Origin of the sequence: Xanthomonas sontii, from assembly GCF_040529055.1 — a bacterium.
In the GTDB taxonomy this organism is placed as follows: Bacteria; Pseudomonadota; Gammaproteobacteria; order Xanthomonadales; family Xanthomonadaceae; genus Xanthomonas_A; species Xanthomonas_A sontii.
The window spans coordinates 4576301-4595159 of the sequence record NZ_CP132342.1 but is presented as its reverse complement, the minus strand read 5'-3'; the positions used below and the strand labels follow the sequence as shown (position 1 = coordinate 4595159).

Genomic DNA, 18859 nt, shown 5'->3' with positions numbered 1-18859 from the left:
GCGCCCATCGCGGAACGCCCGGCGGGGTGTTGCCGCCTCTTCGTCAGGAGTCGCCCATGTCCCTCGTTTCCCCCGGCGCCGGTTTTCGCGCCGCCCTGGCCGCCGAAGCGCCGTTGCAGGTGATCGGCGCGATCAACGCCAACCATGCGCTGCTGGCGCAGCGCGCCGGCTACAAGGCCATCTACCTGTCCGGCGGCGGCGTCGCCGCCGGCTCGCTGGGCCTGCCGGACCTGGGCATCAACACGCTTGAAGACGTGCTGATCGACGTGCGCCGCATCACCGACGTGTGCCCGCTGCCGCTGCTGGTGGACATCGACACAGGCTTCGGCCCGAGCGCGTTCAACATCGAGCGCACCATCAAGGCGCTGATCAAGGCCGGCGCGGCGGCCTGCCACATCGAGGACCAGGTCGGCGCCAAGCGCTGCGGCCACCGCCCGGGCAAGGAGATCGTCAGCCAGGGCGAGATGGTGGACCGGGTCAAGGCCGCGGCCGATGCCAAGACCGATCCGGACTTCTTCCTGATCGCGCGCACCGACGCGATCCAGACCGAGGGCGTGGACGCGGCGATCGAACGCGCCATCGCCTGCGTGGAGGCCGGCGCCGACGGCATCTTCGCCGAGGCCGCCTACGACCTGGACACCTACCGTCGTTTCGTCGACGCGGTGAAGGTGCCGGTGCTGGCCAACATCACCGAGTTCGGCAAGACACCGCTGTTCACCCGCGACGAACTGGCATCGGCCGGCGTGGCGATCCAGTTGTTCCCGCTGTCGGCGTTCCGCGCCGCCAACAAGGCCGCCGAGGACGTATACACCGCGATCCGCCGCGACGGCCATCAGCAGGGAGTGCTGGAGCGCATGCAGACCCGCGAGGAGCTGTACGAGCGCATCGGCTACCACGCCTTCGAGCAGCGCCTGGATGCGCTGTTCGCCGGCAAGGGCGCATGATCGGCGGCGATTTTCCCGCCCGAGTCCGTCCATGAATCCCAATGCCGGTCCCTCTTCGTCGCTGCGCAGCCGCATCGATCGCCGCCAGACCGCGCGGCAGCTGCTGCAGACCGAACTGGAGAAGCTGCCCGAAGCCGAGCGCGAGGTGGTGGAGCGCTTCATCGCCAAGCGCCACGTGGCCCGCGACATCGTCAAGCAGGCCGACCGCGAGCGCTCGCTGGGCGAGCGCGTCGCCGACCGCGTCGCCGAGATCGGCGGCAGTTGGACATTCATCATCGGCTTCTGCGTGGTGCTGCTGGGCTGGATCGCGCTCAACAGCCTGGTGCTGGCGCACGCCTTCGATCCGTATCCCTACATCCTGCTCAATCTGTGCCTGTCGTGCCTGGCCGCGATCCAGGCGCCGGTGATCATGATGAGCCAGAACCGCCAGGCGGCGGTGGACCGCCTGCGCGCGCAGAACGACTACGAAGTGAACATCAAATCCGAACTGGAAATCCTGCAGGTGCACGAGAAGCTCAACCAGCTGCGCGAGCAGGACTGGGCGACGCTGGTGGATCAGCAGAACCGCCAGATCGCCATGCTGCAGCAACTGCTCGAGCGCGCCGGGGCCTGGCCACCGGCGCCGCACGCACCCTGATCCACTGCGTCCATCCGACCGCAACACCGGGAGATTCGCCATGAACGACACCGCTCCGCAGACCGCCCCCGCCTTCAAGCCGAAGAAATCGGTGGCCCTGTCCGGCACCGCCGCCGGCAACACCGCGCTGTGCACGGTGGGCCGCAGCGGCAACGACCTGCACTACCGCGGCTACGACATCCTGGACCTGGCGCGCACCAGCCAGTTCGAGGAGATCGCCTACCTGCTGGTGCACGGCAAGCTGCCCAGCAACAGCGAGCTGCGCGGCTACAAGGCCAAGCTGCGCTCGCTGCGCGGCATCCCCGCCGCGGTCAAGGCCGCGCTGGAGCAGTTGCCGCCGTCGGCGCATCCGATGGACGTGATGCGCACCGGCGTGTCGGTGCTGGGCTGCGTGCAGCCGGAGAAGGACGACCACAACCATCCCGGCGCGCGCGACATCGCCGACAAGCTGATGGCCAGCCTCGGCTCGATGCTGCTGTACTGGTACCACTACAGCCACAACGGCCGGCGCATCGAGGTGGAGACCGACGACGACTCGATCGGCGGGCATTTCCTGCGCCTGCTGCACGGCTTCAAGCCGCACGAGGAATGGGTGCAGGCGATGCACACCAGCCTGATCCTCTACGCCGAACACGAGTTCAACGCGTCCACCTTCGCCTGCCGGGTCATCGCCGGCACCGGCAGCGACATGTACAGCGCCATCGCCGGCGGCATCGGCGCGCTGCGCGGGCCCAAGCACGGCGGTGCCAACGAGGTCGCCTTCGAGGTGCAGAAGCGCTACGACACCCCGGACGAGGCCGAGGCGGACATCCGCGCGCGGGTCGAGCGCAAGGAAGTCATCATCGGCTTCGGCCACCCGGTGTACACGGTGTCGGACCCGCGCAACCAGGTCATCAAGGACGTGGCGCGCGAACTGTCCGAGGCGCAGGGCAGCCGCAAGATGTACGACATCGCCGAGCGCCTGGAGACGGTGATGTGGGACATCAAGAAGATGTTCCCCAACCTGGACTGGTTCAGCGCGGTCAGCTACCACATGATGGGCGTGCCGACGGCGATGTTCACCCCGCTGTTCGTGATCGCCCGCACCGCTGGCTGGAGCGCGCACATCATCGAGCAGCGCGTCGACGGCAAGATCATCCGCCCCAGCGCGAACTACGTGGGGCCGGAGGATCAGGCGTTCGTGCCGATCGATCAGCGCAAGTGATGCGCCTGTACGCCTCGACCCCGAGTGACACTCCCCTCTCCCACCGGGAGAGGGGTCGGGGGTGAGGGTACGGGCGCAGCCTCGTGGTGTTCGGTCGCAAGAGCTTCGCCCGTACCCTCATCCGCCCCTTCGGGGCACCTTCCCCCAAGAAGGGGGCCAAGGTCCCGAAGGGAGAAGGGGTTCCGTCTTCGCTTTTTCTCTACTGTAGCCAGCCATGAACAGCCACTACCGTAAATCCCTTCCCGGCACCGCGCTGGACTACTTCGACGCGCAGGCCGCAGTCGATGCGATCAGCACGGGCGCCTATGCCGGCCTGCCCTATGTTTCGCGGGTGTTCGCCGAGAACCTGGTGCGTCGCTGCGATCCGGATCTGCTGCACGACGCCTTGCTGCAGTTGATCGAGCGCCGCCGCGACCTGGATTTTCCGTGGTTTCCGGCGCGGGTGGTGTGCCACGACATCCTCGGCCAGACCGCGCTGGTCGACCTGGCCGGGCTGCGCGATGCCATCGCCGAGCAGGGCGGCGATCCGGCCAAGGTCAATCCGGTGGTGCCGGTGCAGTTGATCGTCGATCACTCGCTGGCGGTGGAGTGCGGCGGCGACGATCCGCAGGCCTTCGCCAAGAACCGCGCGATCGAGGATCGCCGCAACGAGGATCGCTTCCACTTCATCGACTGGAGCAAGCGCGCGTTCCGCAACGTGGACGTGATCCCGCCGGGCAACGGCATCATGCATCAGATCAATCTGGAGAAGATGTCGCCGGTGATCTACGTGCACGACGGCGTCGCCTTCCCCGATACCTGCGTGGGCACCGACAGCCATACCCCGCACGTGGATGCGCTGGGCGTGATCGCGATCGGCGTCGGCGGGCTGGAAGCGGAGAGCGTGATGCTCGGCCGCGCCTCGTGGATGCGCCTGCCGGACATCGTCGGCGTCGAGCTGAGCGGCCGGCCGCAGCCCGGCATCACCGCCACCGACGTGGTGCTGGCGTTGACCGAGTTCCTGCGCCAGGAGCGTGTGGTCGGCGCCTATCTGGAATTCTTCGGCGAAGGCGCCGCCGCGCTGACCATCGGCGACCGCGCCACCATCTCCAACATGTGCCCGGAATACGGCGCCACCGCGGCGATGTTCTACATCGACCAGCAGACGCTCGACTACCTGCGCCTGACCGGGCGCGAGGAAGCGCAGGTGGCGCTGGTGGAACAGTACGCGCGCACTACCGGGCTGTGGGCCGATGCGCTGGCCACCGCGCAGTACGAGCGCGTGCTGCGCTTCGACCTGTCGCAGGTGGTGCGCAACATGGCCGGCCCCAGCAATCCGCACAAGCGCGTGGCGACCACCGAGCTGGCCGCGCGCGGCATCGCCGACGCCAGCAAGCTGGCCGCCGGCCAGGCCGAGCAGGCGCAGGGGCGCATGCCCGACGGTGCGGTGATCATCGCCGCCATCACCAGTTGCACCAACACCTCCAACCCGCGCAACGTCATCGCCGCCGGCCTGCTGGCGCGCAATGCGCGCGCGCGCGGCCTGGCCCGCAAGCCGTGGGTGAAGACCTCGCTGGCGCCGGGTTCCAAGGCGGTGCAGCTGTACCTGGAAGAGGCCGGCCTGCTGTCGGACCTGGAGGCGTTGGGCTTCGGCATCGTCGCCTTCGCCTGCACCACCTGCAACGGCATGAGCGGCGCGCTGGATCCGCGCATCCAGCAGGAGATCGTGGAGCGCGACCTGTACGCCACCGCGGTGCTGTCGGGCAACCGCAACTTCGACGGGCGCATCCATCCCTACGCCAAGCAGGCGTTCCTGGCCTCGCCACCGCTGGTGATCGCCTACGCCATCGCCGGCACGGTGCGCTTCGACATCGAGAAGGACGTGCTGGGCACCGACGCCGACGGCCGCGAGGTGCGGCTGAAGGACATCTGGCCCAGCGACGCCGAGATCGATGCGGCGGTGCGGGCGGCGGTGAAGCCGGAGCAGTTCCGCCGCGTCTATGCGCCGATGTTCAACGTGCGCGTGGAGCAGGGCGCGCCGGTGGCGCCGCTGTACGCCTGGCGCCCGCGCAGCACCTACATCCGCCGCCCGCCGTACTGGGAAGGCGCGCTGGCCGGCGAACGCACGCTGCGCGGCATGCGCGCGCTGGTGGTGCTCGGCGACAACATCACCACCGACCACCTGTCCCCGTCCAACGCGATCCTGGCCGACAGCGCCGCCGGCGAATACCTGGCGCACATGGGCGTGCCGGAGGAGGACTTCAATTCCTACGCCACCCATCGCGGCGACCACCTCACCGCGCAGCGCGCCACTTTCGCCAACCCGAAGCTGATCAACGAAATGGCGGTGGTCGACGGCAAGGTGAAGCAGGGCTCGCTGGCCCGGCTGGAGCCGGACGGGCAGGTGCTGCGCATGTGGGAGGCGATCGAAACCTACATGGCGCGCAAGCAGCCGCTGATCGTGATCGCCGGCGCCGACTACGGCCAGGGTTCCTCGCGCGACTGGGCGGCCAAGGGCGTGCGCCTGGCCGGGGTCGAGGCGATCGTGGCCGAGGGCTTCGAGCGCATCCACCGCACCAACCTGATCGGCATGGGCGTGCTGCCGCTGCAGTTCCTGCCGGGCACCACGCGTACGACCCTGGGCATCGACGGCAGCGAGACCTTCGACGTGGTCGGCGCGCGCACGCCGGGCGCCACGCTGACCCTGCGCATCGTGCGCAAGGACGGCGCCGTGGTGGAGGTGCCGGTGCTGTGCCGCCTGGACAGCAACGAGGAAGTGTCCATCTACGAGGCTGGCGGCGTGCTGCAGCGCTTCGCCCAGGATTTCCTCGAGGACGCCCGCAGCGCCTGAGCCGGCTGCCGCTGTCATCGGGCGCGTGCCATGCTGGCCGCGCCCGCCACCGCCGAGGAGACCGCCATGACCACGTCCGCCGCCACCACCGCGACCGTCCACCTGCATCGCGTGCTGCGCGCGCCGGCCGAGCGCGTCTACCGCGCCTTCCTGGAGCCGGCGGCGCTGGTCAAATGGCTGCCGCCGCATGGCTTCGTCGCCACCGTGCATGCGCTGGACGCGCGGGTGGGCGGCAGTTACCGGATGAGCTTCACCAACCTCGGCACCGGCACCAGCAGCGCCTTCGGTGGAACCTACCTGGAACTGGTGCCCGGCCAGCTGATCCGCCACACCGACCGCTTCGACAACCCGGACCTGCCCGGCGAGATGATCGTGACCGTGCGGCTGCGGCCGGTGGCCTGCGGTACCGCGCTGGAGATCGTGCAGGAAGGCATCCCGCCGCAGATCCCGGTGGAGTTCTGCCATCTCGGCTGGCAGGAGTCGCTGACCCTGCTGACGCAACTGGTCGAGCCCGAGATTCCCGATTCGCCCTGATCCGCCGTCTCTTCTTTTCGTACGCACCCGGAACCGCCATGGCCCACGCTCCGCAACTCCGCATCCCCGCCACCTACATGCGCGGCGGCACCTCCAAGGGCGTGTTCTTCCGCCTGCAGGACCTGCCCGCGACGGCGCAGACGCCGGGCCCGGCGCGCGATGCGCTGCTGCAGCGGGTGATCGGCAGCCCCGATCCCTATGCCAAGCAGATCGACGGTATGGGCGGGGCGACCTCCAGTACCAGCAAGACCGTGATCGTGGCGACGAGCACGCGCCCGGACCACGACGTGGACTATCTGTTCGGCCAGGTGGCGATCGAGCGCGCGTTCGTGGACTGGAGCGGCAACTGCGGCAACCTGTCGGCGGCGGTGGGGCCGTTCGCGATCGCCGCCGGGTTGGTGGATCCGGCGCGGATTCCGCGCGATGGCGTGGCCACGGTGCGGATCTGGCAGGCCAACATCGGCAAGACCATCGTCGCGCAGGTGCCGATGACCGACGGCGCAGTGCAGGAAACCGGCGATTTCGAACTGGACGGGGTGACCTTCCCTGCGGCGGAGATCGCGCTGGAATTCCTCGACCCGGCCGCCGACGAGGACGGCGCCGGCGGCGCCATGTTCCCCACCGGCCACCTGGTCGACACGCTGGAGGTGCCCGGCGTCGGCAGCCTCCAGGCGACCCTGATCAACGCGGGTATCCCCACGATCTTTCTCGAGGCGCAGGCGCTGGGTTACCAGGGCACCGAACTGCAGGACGCGATCAACGGCGATGCGCAGGCGCTGCAGCGCTTCGAGACCATCCGCGCGTACGGCGCGCTGCGCATGGGCCTGATCGCCACGCTTGAAGATGCGGCGACCCGCCAGCACACGCCCAAGGTCGCCTTCGTCGCGCCGCCGGCCGACTACACCGCCTCCAGCGGCAAGCCGGTGGCGGCCGCCGACATCGACCTGCTGGTGCGGGCGATGTCGATGGGCAAGCTGCACCACGCGATGATGGGCACCGCGGCGGTGGCGATCGGCACCGCTGCGGCGATCCCCGGCACCCTGGTCAACCGCGCCGCCGGCGGTGGCGAACGCACCGCGGTGCGCTTCGGTCATCCCTCCGGCACCTTGCGGGTCGGCGCCGAGGCGCGCCAGGTGGACGGCCAGTGGGCCGTCACCAAGGCCTTGATGAGCCGCAGCGCGCGCGTGCTGATGGAAGGCTGGGTGCGGGTGCCGGAAACGCCGGCCGGTTGAGCCGGCAGGCCGTGCGGAGGCGCCAGCGCCGCACGGCGCAATCAACGGTGGCGGGACCGCTCAACTGCAGTCCGCGTTGAGCGACGGGTAGGCCGTGTTGAGCAGCCACTTGCCCGCCGTGCCTTTCGCGCCCGGAGAGTTGGCGTACCAGAAGCAGACCTTGACCGGGGTGAACTTGCGCCAGTTGGTGCAGATGCCGTCCCCGTCGGCGGAGGTGCAGGCCCATCCCGCGGTGATGCCGACACTGGCCGCATCGACGATGTCCTTCGCGCCGCCACCGGTGCCGCAGTCGACGTGCTTGCCGGTCTTGGCCGCTGCCCAGTTGTTGAAGGCGCCCTGGAACGTCGCCCAGTTGGCGAACGCCGATTTTCCGAGCTGACTCTGCGCGCCGCTGGGCGGCAGCGGCGTCGTGGCGTTCTGCATGTGCAGGCCGACATGCCCGCCAGTACCGCCAGCGTCGCGATTGGCGGTGTCCGACGCGGTGCTGGCCACGATGTTGTCGACCGCGGTGCAGGTCTTGGCCTGGGCGGAACAGGTGAGCAGCGTCGCGCAGAACGCGACGAGGGACAGGGATCGGGGTGTGAACATCGAGTCTCTCCAAAGGCAGCGCGGATGCGCGCTCTTCAGACGTCAGTGGCGGTCGCTGTGTGAAGCGGCGCGTGGCTTGCGATGCGATTTCGTGCGGCCCGGTTGGGCTTGCGGCAGCGGGATGGCCTTTTGCTGCTTGCCTTTCGGCCGCGGGCGCAGGACATGCGGTTTGGCATGGGTGCTCGGAGGAGCGGCGTGGCATGGTTGAAGCATTACCGGGGCGTGTTGCTTCCACCGGCGCTCAAAAACGGCCTGCAGCCTGAGAACTTCGCGCGTCGGGACTGAAGTCCCTCCCACAAGAGCATGCACAGCGCGCAGTCGCCGGCACCGGCACCGGCACCGGCACCGGTGGCGGTGGCGGTGGCGGTGGCGGAGCATGGGACCGCGAGATGCCTTGTGGGAGGGACTTCAGTCCCGACGCGACCAAAAGCGGCTGCGGCCATCCGAAAAGGGAAGCCGGCCCGGGCCGGCAGGCGAGCAGCCCCCGCAACGGCCCCGCTTTTGCCAATCCCGACTCCCCAATCCCAAATCCCCGCCTCCCCAGGTGACGCCGGCCGCCGCAGGTTGTATATTTTGTGTTAATTATGCTGCGGCGCGGCAAGGACTCGGCGCGCTCCCGATTACGCCCACCCATCCCGGAGTTCCCATGTCTGCCAGTTGGTCGCTGCGCGCCAGTGCGCTTGCCGTTGCCGTCGTTTCCGCGCTTTCGTTCCCCGCCGCCGCCCAGCAGGCGGACAGCACCGACGGGGTCGCCCGTCTGGACACGATCAAGGTCACCGCCGAGCGCCGCGCCGAGGACTCCAAGGACGTGCCGGTGTCGGCCAGCGTGCTGCGCCCGGAATACCTGGACGCCATCGCCACCAGCGGCTCGGACGTGCGCGTGCTGGCCGGCAAGGCGCCCAGCCTCAACGTCGAGTCGTCCAACGGCCGCGTGTTCCCGCGCTTCTACATCCGCGGCTACGGCAACACCGACTTCAACACCTACGCCTCGCAGCCGGTGTCGCTGATCTATGACGACGTGGTCGCCGAGAACGCGTTCCTGAAGGGCTTCCCGATCTTCGACCTGCAGAGCCTGGAAGTGCTGCGCGGTCCGCAGGGCACGCTGTTCGGCCGCAACACCCCCGCCGGCGTGGTCAAGTTCAACTCGGTCAAGCCGACCATCGGCGCCAACGACGGCTACGCCAGCCTGTCCTACGGCACCTACGGCACCATGACCATGGAAACCGGCCTGAGCGTGGCGATGGGCGACAAGTGGGCCGCGCGCCTGTCGGCGCTGGGCCAGCGCCGCGGCGATTGGGTCGACAACACCATCGACAACCGCTCCTTCGAAGGCTACATGGATTCGGCGGTGCGCCTGCAGGTGCTGTTCCAGCCGGGCGAGGACTTCAGCGCGCTGTTCAACGCGCATGCGCGCCACCTCGACGGCACCGCGCGGCTGTTCCGCGCCAACATCTTCCAGCCGGGCACCAACCAGCTGGTCGCCGGCTTCGACCCGGACAAGGTGTCCATCGACGGCAAGAACACCCAGGAACTGCAGACCTACGGCGGCAGCGCCAACCTGACCTGGGACCTGGGCGACATCGTGCTGCACTCGATCACCGGCTACGAGGGCATCGGCAAGTACTACAGCCGCGGCGACATCGACGGCGGCTACGGCGCGGTGTTCGCGCCGCCGTCCGGCCCCGGGGTGATCCCGTTCCCGGTGGAAACCGCCGGCGGCATCAAGAACCTGGACCAGTACTCGCAGGAGCTGCGCGCCGAGTCGCAGTACGCCGGGCCGCTGAACTGGCAGGCCGGCCTGTACTACTTCAACGATTCGGTGGAAGGCGAGAACTACACCTACAACACCCTGGCCGGCGGCACCCTGTCCAGCTACCAGCTGACCCGCCAGCGCAACACCTCGTGGGCGGCGTTCGGCTCGCTGAACTACGCGGCCACCGAGCGCCTGAACCTGCGCGCCGGCATCCGCTACACCTACGACAAGAAGACCTTCGACGTGCTCGCGCTGGACCGCGTGACCCTGCAGCAGCCCTCCAGCGGCAGCACCGACAATTCCAAGGTCACCGGCGATCTCAGCGCCACCTACACCATCAACGACGACGTCAACGTCTATGCGCGCGCCGCCCGTGGTTTCCGCGGCGCCAGCTTCGGCGTGCCGTCGGCCACCGCGCCGCTGACCGTGGCCGCACCGGAGACCGTGGATTCGTTCGAGGTCGGCATCAAGTCCGACCTGTTCGACAAGCGTGCGCGCCTGAGCTTCGACGTCTACGACTTCAAGGTGAAGAACCAGCAGCTGACCGCGGTCGGCGGCGCCTCCAACGACGTGCGCCTGCTCAACGCCAAGGCCTCCAAGGCGCGCGGCGCCGAGTTCGACTTCGAAGCGCTGCTGACCCAGAACCTGCGCATGACCCTGGGCGGCGCCTACAACTGGACCCGCATCGAGGACCCGACCCTGTCGGTCGGCGTGTGCCGCACCTGCACCGTGACCGATCCGATCAATGCCTCCGGCCGCGCGCTGATCGACGGCAACGTGCTGCCGCAGGCGGCCAAGTGGATGGGCAACGCGACCCTGCGCTACGGCATCCCGGTCGGCGACGACGCCGAGTTCTTCTTCTTCACCGACTGGTCCTACCGCAGCGAGATCAACTTCTTCCTGTACGACTCGCGCGAGTTCGTCGGCCAGCCGCTGCTCGAGGGCGGTGCCAAGATCGGCTACAACTGGGGCGCCGGCGCGTACGAGGTCTCGGTGTTCTGCCGCAACTGCACCAACCAGATCCGCGCCACCGGTGCGATCGACTTCAACAACCTCACCGGCTTCATCAACGATCCGCGCATCGTCGGCGCACAGTTCCGCGCCAACTTCTGATCCGCGGCCTCGCCGTTGCAACACCGACCGCCGGCTATCATGCCGGCGGTTCTTTTTTGGGAGACGCGCATGCGCGTGCTGAAGCAATGGGCGGCGTCGGCGCTGCTGATCGCGGCCGTGTGGGTGAACGATGCGACGGCGGCCACGGCGGCCACGGCGGCAACAACGGCCGCGTCGCTGCAGAAGGTGGTGGTGTCCACCGACGTCGGCGACGACATCGACGATGCGTTCGCGCTGGCGCTGCTGTTGCGCAGTCCGGAGCTGCAGGTGCTGGGCATCGCCTCGGCCTGGGGCGATACCGGCCTGCGCGCGCAGCTGCTGCAGCGGCTGCTGCAGCAGGCCGGCCGCAGCGACATCCCGCTGGCGATCGGGGAGCGCACCGACAGTACCATCCCCTTCAGCCAGGCGCGCTGGGCGGCGAAGGGCACGCTGCCGCGCAAGGTGCCGGATGCGGCGCAGTTCATCCTGGACCAGGCGCGGCGCCATCCCGGCGAAGTCAGCCTGCTGGTGCTCGGCCCGCTGACCGACGCGGCGCGCGCGCAGCAGCGCGATCCGGCCGGTTTCGCCCAGCTCAAGCAGGTGGTGCTGATGGGCGGCTCGGTGCGCGTGGGCTACGGCAAGTCGCGCTACCGCCCGCCGAGTCCGCCGGCGGCCGAGTACAACATCGCCGCCGACATTCCCGCCGCGCAGCGCGTGTTCGGCGCCGGCGTGCCGATCGTGATGCTGCCGCTGGACGCCACCCAGGTGACCCTGGAGGAGCCGGAGCGGGTGGCGCTGTTCGCCCATGGCGAGCCGCTGACCGATGCGCTGGCGCAGCTCTACTACCAGTGGCGCGACACCGACCAGCCCTGGGCCAGCGCCACCCCGACCCTGTTCGACGTGGTGCCGGTGGCGCAGTTGCTGGATCCCGGCCTGTGCCCCACCGTGCCGCTGCGCATCGTGGTCGACGACAAGGGCTATACCCGCGAGACGCCGACGGCGGACGCACCGGGCGCGGTGGCCAATGCGCAGGTCTGCCTGGCACTGGACCGGCCGCGGCTGATCGCGCTGTACATGCAGCGGCTGCTGCGCTGACGTGTGGTCGCGACAAGCGGGGCAGTGGGCCGATCCGTTGCACTGCAGTCGGGACTGAAGTCCCTCCCACAAGAGGCTCGTGCGCTGGTGCTGTGGATGTCGGCATGGCGCATGGGATTGCCCGCTCTGGAAGCAGCTTCATCGCGACAAGCGCAGCCACTGGCTGATCCGTTGCGCTGCAGTCGGGACTGAAGTCCCTCACACATGAGGCGCGTGCCTTCGGTGCTGTCGGCATGGGCGATCGGATTGACTCCCCTGTGGGAGGGACTTCAGGGCACCTCTAAAAACCCCGCCTTTGGCATCATTGGTCTGGAGAACACGCCGAGGACGCCACGATGATCAGCCTGTTTGCCGGCCACGAACGCGAAGCCAAGCGGCAGCAGATCGGCGATCCTCTGGCTCTGCTGTCACGGCATATCGACTTTGCCGGGATTGCTCACGTCGTAGACGCGAAGCTGTCCTTGGGTACTGGCAAGCGCGGTGGCCGTCCGGCTTGGCCGACGCAGGTGATGATCAAGCTGCTGCTGTTGCAGCAGTTGTACAACCTCTCCGACGATGCGCTGGAGTACCAGGTGCTGGATCGGCGCAGCTTCCAGCAATTCCTCGGACTGGAACACAGCGGCAAGGTGCCCGACGCCAAGACGATCTGGGTGTGGCGCGAACGGCTCAAGACCAAGGATCTGATGGGCGACATCAGCGCGGCGATCGGTGAGCAATTGCAACGTGCCGGGTTCATTGCCCGCGGCGGTCAGATCATCGACGCCAGCATCGTCAGCGCTCCGATCCAGCGCAACACGCGCGAAGAGAACGCGCAGATCAAGCAGGGCGATGACGTCGGCCAGGACTGGAGCGATGCCAAGCGTGCGCAGAAGGATATGCAGGCACGTTGGACCAGGAAGCATGGGGTGGCGTTCTACGGCTACAAGCTGCACGCCAGCACGGACCGTCGCTGGGGCTTCATCCGCCGCTACGACGTGAGCGCGGCCAACGTGCACGACAGCCGTCACTTCGAGCAGGTGCTGGACCCGGACAACACCGGCCGCACGGTATGGGCCGATAGCGGGTATGCCGATGCAGCGCGGGAAGCAGACCTGAAAAGGCGTGGTTACCGCCCCGCGATCCAACATCAAGGGCATGCGCGCAAGCCCTTGAGCGAGGCAGCAAAGCGCCGGAACCGTCGAATTGCCAAGGATCGGGTGTTCGGCGAGCACCCGTTTGCGCGCTTGGCCCAACAAGGCGGCAAGTTCGTACGCTGCATCGGCTTGGCGCGGGCAAAGGTGGTGATCGGGCTGAAGGTCGCCAGCCATAACGTGATGCGGCTGGCACGGCTACAGGAGCGGGCCATGGCGCCAGCGTGATCGGCTGAGGTAGCCCAGCGGCCACCTCAGCCTCCCAACCACCACGATCAGGCGCCGCTCTGGTGCCGTTGCGACAGATGCTACCCCTGGCTCCAGGTCGTGGCAGGTTGTTCGAGGTGCCCTTCAGTCCCGACGAGTGGAGCCATCGGCGCCTCCACTGCCGCCGCGCCGGGACCGAAGTCCCTCCCGCATGACCTCGAACGAAGGTGAGCGGGTACTCAGGGTAGAAGCGGCTTCGGCCGCGACGGGCGTTCCCGGGGATGCCTGTCGCGGCCGATGGCCTGGGGCCATGTAGAGCTGGGGGCTCCACGGCGGCCGGTGGCGCGGTTGCGGGGCGTGCTTCCGCGCCGACGGTGGCCTGCCGCGCACACGCCGACGGATGGCGCACCTTCGCCTCTCCAGCCGTCGCGCCGGCGCTTTATACTCGCGCCACATTCACGGAGCGAACGCATGCACACGGATTCGAAGCGGCGCTGGGCGGGCCTGCGCGCAGGGTTGATGGGAACGTTCTTGCTACTGGGCCTGGCGTTGGCGCTGGGCGGCTGCAAGCGCAACGAATCCGGGCAGCTGCCCGAGGCCAGCGGCGAGCCAGTGAAGGGGCAGAAGGAAGCGATGAAGGGCTTCGGCCTGGTCCGCGCCTATCCCGACCAGAAGAGCGACGGGCTGTCGCTGGCGCTGGAGTTCTCGCGGCCGCTGGTCGGCACCCAGGATTTCGACAAGCTGCTGCGCTTCGAGGAGAAGGTCGGCACCGACGAGAGCGCCTGGTCGCTGTCCGACGACGGCAAGACCCTGCGCTATCCCTACGTGGAGGCGGCCAAGGACTACACCGTGGTGATCTCGGCCGACCTGCTGGCCGCCGACGGCAGCCGCCTGGGCAAGCCGCTCAAGCAGAAGGTCTACACCGGCGAACTGACCCCGGCGGTCGGCTTCGCCTCGCAGGGCAGCGTGCTGCCGGCGCGCGAGAGCCGCGGGCTGCCGGTGGTCTCGCTCAACGTGCCGGAAGTGGACGTGGAGTTCATGCGGGTCAAGGAGGGCGCGCTGCCGACGTTCTTCGCCCAGTACCAGCGCGGCGGCCGCCGCGGCACCTGGGAGCTGGACAGCGACTACGGCGAGCACACCCCGATCTCGCAGATGGCCGACTCGGTCTACGTCAACCGCTTCGTGCTCGGTGGCGACAAGAACGAGCGCGCGCTGACCTACCTGCCGATCCAGGAGATCAAGGAACTGCAGGCGCCTGGCCTGTACTTCGCGGTGCTGCGCCGCCCCGGCAAGTTCGACAACGAATACGACACCGCCTTCTTCACCGTCAGCGACATCGGCCTGCACGCGCGCGCCTACAAGGACAAGCTGTTCGTGCACACCGCCTCGCTGCAGAGCGGCGAGCCGCTGAAGAAGGTGGAGCTGCGCGTGCTCGGCGCCGACGGCGAGCTGTTCCTGAAGGGCCAGACCGACGACAACGGCAACGCGCTGCTGAACTACACGCTCGACGCCGGCCAGGTGCTGGTGGCGCGCAGCGGCACCGACCTGTCGATGCTGCCCTTCAACCAGCCGGCGCTGGACCTCAGCGAGTTCGCCGTCGCCGGGCGCGAGAACGCCTGGTTCGACGTGTTCGCCTGGTCCGGCCGCGACCTGTACCGCCCCGGCGAGACCGTGCGGGTGTCGGCGCTGCTGCGCGACAACGACGGCAAGCCGGTGCCGACCACCGGCAAGGGCGCGCAGCCGGTGTTCCTGCGGCTCAAACAGCCCGACGGCAAGATCTTCCGCGAGACCCGGCTGCAGCCGGGCGAGCAGGGCTACTTCAGTTTCGAGCAGCTGATCCCCGCCGATGCGCCGACCGGGCGCTGGCAGGTGGAGTTCCGCACCGACCCGACCAGCAAGGAAGCGGTGCAGGGCATGACCCTGCGCATCGAGGAGTTCCTGCCCGAGCGCATGAAGCTGGACCTGGACAGCGCGCAGAAGACGCTCAAGCCGGGCGAGCCGTTCAAGCTGCAGGCCACCGCCGCCTACCTGTACGGCGCGCCGGCCGCGGGCAACCGCTTCACCGCCAAGCTGGCGGTGGCGGTCGAGCAGCATCCGGTGGAGGCGCTGCCGGGCTACTTCTTCGGCGACCCGACGCTGCAGTTGCCGCGTGAGGCCAAGGACGTGGTCGATACCGAGTTCGGCGCCGACGGCAAGCTCAGCGAGGACCTGGCGCTGCCCGACGAGGCCAAGCCGACCAGCACCATCGCCGCGTTGGTCTCGGCCAGCGTGTACGAGACCGGCGGCCGCACCGTCACCCGCACGCTCAAGCGCGTGCTGTGGCCGGCGCCGGCGCTGGTCGGCGTGCGCCCGCTGTTCGACGACAAAGACGGCGCCGACGCCAACGCCAATGCGCGCTTCGAACTGATGCGGGTGGATGCGCAGGGCAAGCCGCAGCCGGCCAAGGGCCTGAAGGTGACCCTGGTGCGCGAGCTGCGCGACTACCACTGGGCGTTCACCGACAACCGCTGGGACTACGACTTCACCCGTCGCTTCGAGAACAAGCAGACGCTCACCGTCGATGCCGGCGCCAGCGCCGCCAAGTTCGATTTCCCGGTGGAGTGGGGCGAGTACCGGGTGGACGTGTTCGACCCGGCCACCGGCCTGACCACGCGCTATCCGTTCCATGCCGGCTGGAGCTGGAACGACGAGAACCGCGGCCTCGATGCGCGTCCGGACAAGGTCAAGCTGGCGCTGGACAAGACCGGCTACAAGGCCGGCGACACGCTCAAGGTCACTCTGACCCCGCCGCACGCCGGCCCCGGCCTGCTGATGGTCGAGAGCGACCGCATGCTGTACGTGCAGGACATCGACGTGAAGCCGGGCAGCACGTTTGAGATCCCGGTGACCAAGGACTGGGAGCGCCACGACGTCTACGTCACCGCGCTGGTGTTCCGCGGCGGCTCGGCACCGAGCAAGATCACCCCGGCGCGCGCGGTCGGCGTGGCCTACGTGCCGATGGACCGCAAGGCCCGGCGCGTGGCGGTGGGCCTGGTCGCGCCCAAGCAGATGCGTCCGGAGCAGCCGCTGCCGGTGACGGTGAGCGTGCCGGAACTGGCCGGCAAGCAGGCGCACGTGACCATCTCCGCGGTGGACGTGGGCATCCTCAACATCACCCGCTTCCCGGTGCCCGACGCCAATGCGCAGTTCTTCGCGCAGCGGCGCCTGGGCGTGGATGCGTACGACATCTACGGCCGGGTCATCGAGAGCTTCGAGGGCGGCACCGGCAAGCTGCGCTTCGGCGGCGACATGGCGCTGGCGGCGTTGCCGCAGGCCAAGCGGCCGACCGCGCGGGTGCAGACCGTGGACCTGTTCTCCGGTCCGGTGCAACTGGACGCCAAGGGCAGCGCCCGCGTGCAACTGCCGGTGCCGGACTTCAACGGCACCCTGCGCGTGTCGGCGCTGGTCTATTCGGACGAGCGCTACGGCAACCGCGACGTGGAGACCCTGGTGCGCGCGCCGATCGTGGCCGAGGCCAGCATGCCGCGGGTGATGGCGCCGGGCGACCGCAGCACGGTGACCCTGGACGTGCAGAACTTCACCGGCCAGCCGGGCGAGTTCAAGGTGCGGGTGGATGGCGAAGGCCCGCTGGCGATCGCCGACAACGCGCGCAGCGCCAAGCTGGGCAAGGACGGCAAGGCCACCCTGAGCTTCCCGCTGGTGGCGCAGGAAGGCTACACCGTGGCCAAGGTGCGGGTGCGGGTGGAAGGCAATGGCTATGCCGCCGACCGCCGCTACGACCTGCCGGTGCGCGCGGCGTGGCCGTCGGTGCTGCGCACGCAGACCCGAGTGCTGGACACGCTGGCGCCGGTGACCCTGGGCGCCAGCGATGCCGAAGGCCTGATGGCCGGCTCGGTCAATGCGCGCATGCTGGTCAGCGCCTTGCCGCCGATCCCGTTCGCCAGCGCCCTGCAGGGCGCGCTGGAATACCCCTACGGTTGCGCCGAGCAGACCACCAGCAAGGGCTACGCGGCGTTGCTGCTCGACGACGCCACCGCGCGCCTGCTCGGGGTCAAGGGCCTGGATGCGGCCACGCGCCGCGCGCGCATGGAAGGCGCGTTCGGGCGGCTGGCCTCGATGCAGGTCTCCAGCGGCCACTTCTCGATGTGGGGCGACGACGGCTACGTCAATCCGGGGCTGACCCCGTACATCGCCGAGTTCCTGCTCGACGCCAAGGACGCCGGCTTCGCGGTGCCCGACAACGTGCTGCAGAAGGCGTTGAACCGGCTCAGCGAGGACCTGCTGTCCGGCGGCAACAACTTCTACGGCCAGGACCGCCGCGAGAACCTGAAGTTCGCCAACCAGGCCTGGTCCGGCTATGTGCTGGCGCGGGTCAACCGCGCGCCGCTGGGCACGCTGCGCGCGTTGTACGACAACGACCGCGGCAAGGCGCTGACCGGCCTGTCGCTGGTGCACCTGGGCGTGGCGCTGTCGCTGCAGGGCGACAAGAAGCGCGGCGAAGCGGCGATCGCCGCCGGGTTCGCCAAGGACAGCGCCGACCGGCCGCGCTACTTCGGCGACTACGGCAGCGTGGTCCGCGACGATGCGCTGATGATCGCGCTGCTGCACGAGCGCGGCCTGGCCAAGCCCGAGTACGACGCAAGGGTGATGGCGCTGGGCCGCGAGCTGGACGCGCGCCGCCGCGGTGGCTGGCTGTGGCTGAGCACGCAGGAGCAGGTGGCGCTGGCGCGCATGGGCAAGGCCTTGCTCAACAGCCAGACCGCGCAGGTGTCCGGGCAGTTGAGCATCGGCGACAGCAGCGAGGCGATCGCCCCGGCCAAGGCCTTCGGCCGCCAGTTCGGCGAGGCCGAGCTGGCGCGCGGCGTGCACTTCGTGCCGCAGGGCCAGCCGCCGCTGTACGCCAGCCTGGAAATCGCCGGCGTGCCGCGCACCCCGCCGGCGGCCGACGACAGCACGCTGAAGGTGGAGCGCAGCTTCTACGGCACCGACGGCAAGCCGTGGACGCCGCAGCCGTTGAAGGAGGGCGAGGCGCTGATCGTGCGCGTCACCATCACCTCCGACACCAGCATGCCCGACGCGTTGCTGACCGACCTGCTGCCGGCCGGCCTGGAGATCGAGAACTTCAACCTGGGCGACGCCAAGCAGTGGGCCGACGTGGTGGTGGACGGCATCGAGATCAGCGACCGCTCCAACGCCGCCGACGTCAAGCACGAGGAGTTCCGCGACGACCGCTACGTGGCCGCGCTGAGCCTGTCGGCGGGCAGCAAGGCGCAGGTGTTCTACCTGGTGCGCGCGGTGACCCCGGGCACCTACACGGTGCCGCCGTCGCTGGTCGAGGACATGTACCGCCCCGACCTGCGCGGGGTGGGGCGCAGCAACCCCGGCACGATCAACGTCGTGCAGCCCTGACCTGCTCCCCTCTCCCTTCGGGAGAGGGGCCGGGGGTGAGGGTCCGACCGCCAGGGAGCCCAACCAGCACGCCGCACCAAACTCCCCTCTCCCCCCGGGAGAGGGGTCGGGGGTGAGGGTACGACCGCCAGAGAACCCCACCAGAAACGCCGCACCAACCCCCTAGGGGCCGGGGGGGAGGGGCCGCCGACCAGCACTGTCAGC

11 protein-coding genes are annotated in these 18859 nt (G+C 69.1%); 10 read left to right on the top strand and 1 reads right to left on the bottom strand.

Annotated features, from left to right (window positions below):
• Positions 1-56: 56 nt before the first annotated feature.
• The 6 genes from prpB to prpF all read left to right on the top strand — a co-directional run bounded on the left by prpB (position 57) and on the right by prpF (position 7381).
• Entirely contained in the window at positions 57-944 is an 888-nt protein-coding gene (gene prpB, locus RAB70_RS19320; RefSeq protein ID WP_010342451.1) for a methylisocitrate lyase, read from the top strand.
• 31 nt (positions 945-975) lie between these two features.
• Positions 976-1581, top strand: coding sequence for a DUF1003 domain-containing protein (locus tag RAB70_RS19315; RefSeq protein ID WP_148830584.1), 606 nt, complete (start codon positions 976-978; stop codon positions 1579-1581).
• A gap of 40 nt (positions 1582-1621) precedes the next feature.
• Positions 1622-2785 carry a 2-methylcitrate synthase gene (prpC, locus tag RAB70_RS19310; RefSeq protein WP_148830582.1) on the top strand — a complete coding sequence of 388 codons (1164 nt, stop codon included), beginning with the start codon at positions 1622-1624 and terminating at the stop codon, positions 2783-2785.
• Between the two features lie 214 nt (positions 2786-2999).
• Positions 3000-5615 (top strand): Fe/S-dependent 2-methylisocitrate dehydratase AcnD, encoded by a 2616-nt coding sequence (gene acnD, locus RAB70_RS19305; RefSeq protein WP_148829862.1) that lies wholly within the window; start codon positions 3000-3002, stop codon positions 5613-5615.
• Positions 5616-5645: 30 nt separating this feature from the next.
• Entirely contained in the window at positions 5646-6149 is a 504-nt protein-coding gene (locus tag RAB70_RS19300; protein WP_148829861.1) for an SRPBCC family protein, read from the top strand.
• A 38-nt stretch (positions 6150-6187) separates the two neighbouring features.
• The gene (prpF, locus tag RAB70_RS19295; protein ID WP_148829860.1) at positions 6188-7381 is read left to right on the top strand and encodes a 2-methylaconitate cis-trans isomerase PrpF; all 1194 of its coding nucleotides are present in this window, start codon (positions 6188-6190) and stop codon (positions 7379-7381) included.
• A 60-nt stretch (positions 7382-7441) separates the two neighbouring features.
• On the opposite strand, the gene RAB70_RS19290 is transcribed toward prpF, so the two are convergent.
• Positions 7442-7969 carry a hypothetical protein gene (locus RAB70_RS19290; protein WP_148829859.1) on the bottom strand — a complete coding sequence of 176 codons (528 nt, stop codon included), beginning with the start codon at positions 7967-7969 and terminating at the stop codon, positions 7442-7444.
• A 646-nt stretch (positions 7970-8615) separates the two neighbouring features.
• Between RAB70_RS19290 and RAB70_RS19285 the strand changes: the two genes are divergently transcribed.
• The 4 genes from RAB70_RS19285 (at position 8616) to RAB70_RS19270 (ending at position 18655) form a co-directional block, all read left to right on the top strand.
• Positions 8616-10835 (top strand): TonB-dependent receptor, encoded by a 2220-nt coding sequence (locus RAB70_RS19285; protein WP_148830101.1) that lies wholly within the window; start codon positions 8616-8618, stop codon positions 10833-10835.
• Between the two features lie 69 nt (positions 10836-10904).
• Positions 10905-11909: a nucleoside hydrolase gene (locus RAB70_RS19280; protein ID WP_148830102.1), complete on the top strand. Its 1005-nt coding sequence runs from the start codon at positions 10905-10907 to the stop codon at positions 11907-11909.
• A gap of 335 nt (positions 11910-12244) precedes the next feature.
• Positions 12245-13267 (top strand): IS5 family transposase, encoded by a 1023-nt coding sequence (locus RAB70_RS19275; protein ID WP_148829423.1) that lies wholly within the window; start codon positions 12245-12247, stop codon positions 13265-13267.
• Positions 13268-13765: 498 nt separating this feature from the next.
• Entirely contained in the window at positions 13766-18655 is a 4890-nt protein-coding gene (locus RAB70_RS19270; RefSeq protein WP_192578964.1) for an alpha-2-macroglobulin, read from the top strand.
• Positions 18656-18859 lie beyond the last annotated feature (204 nt).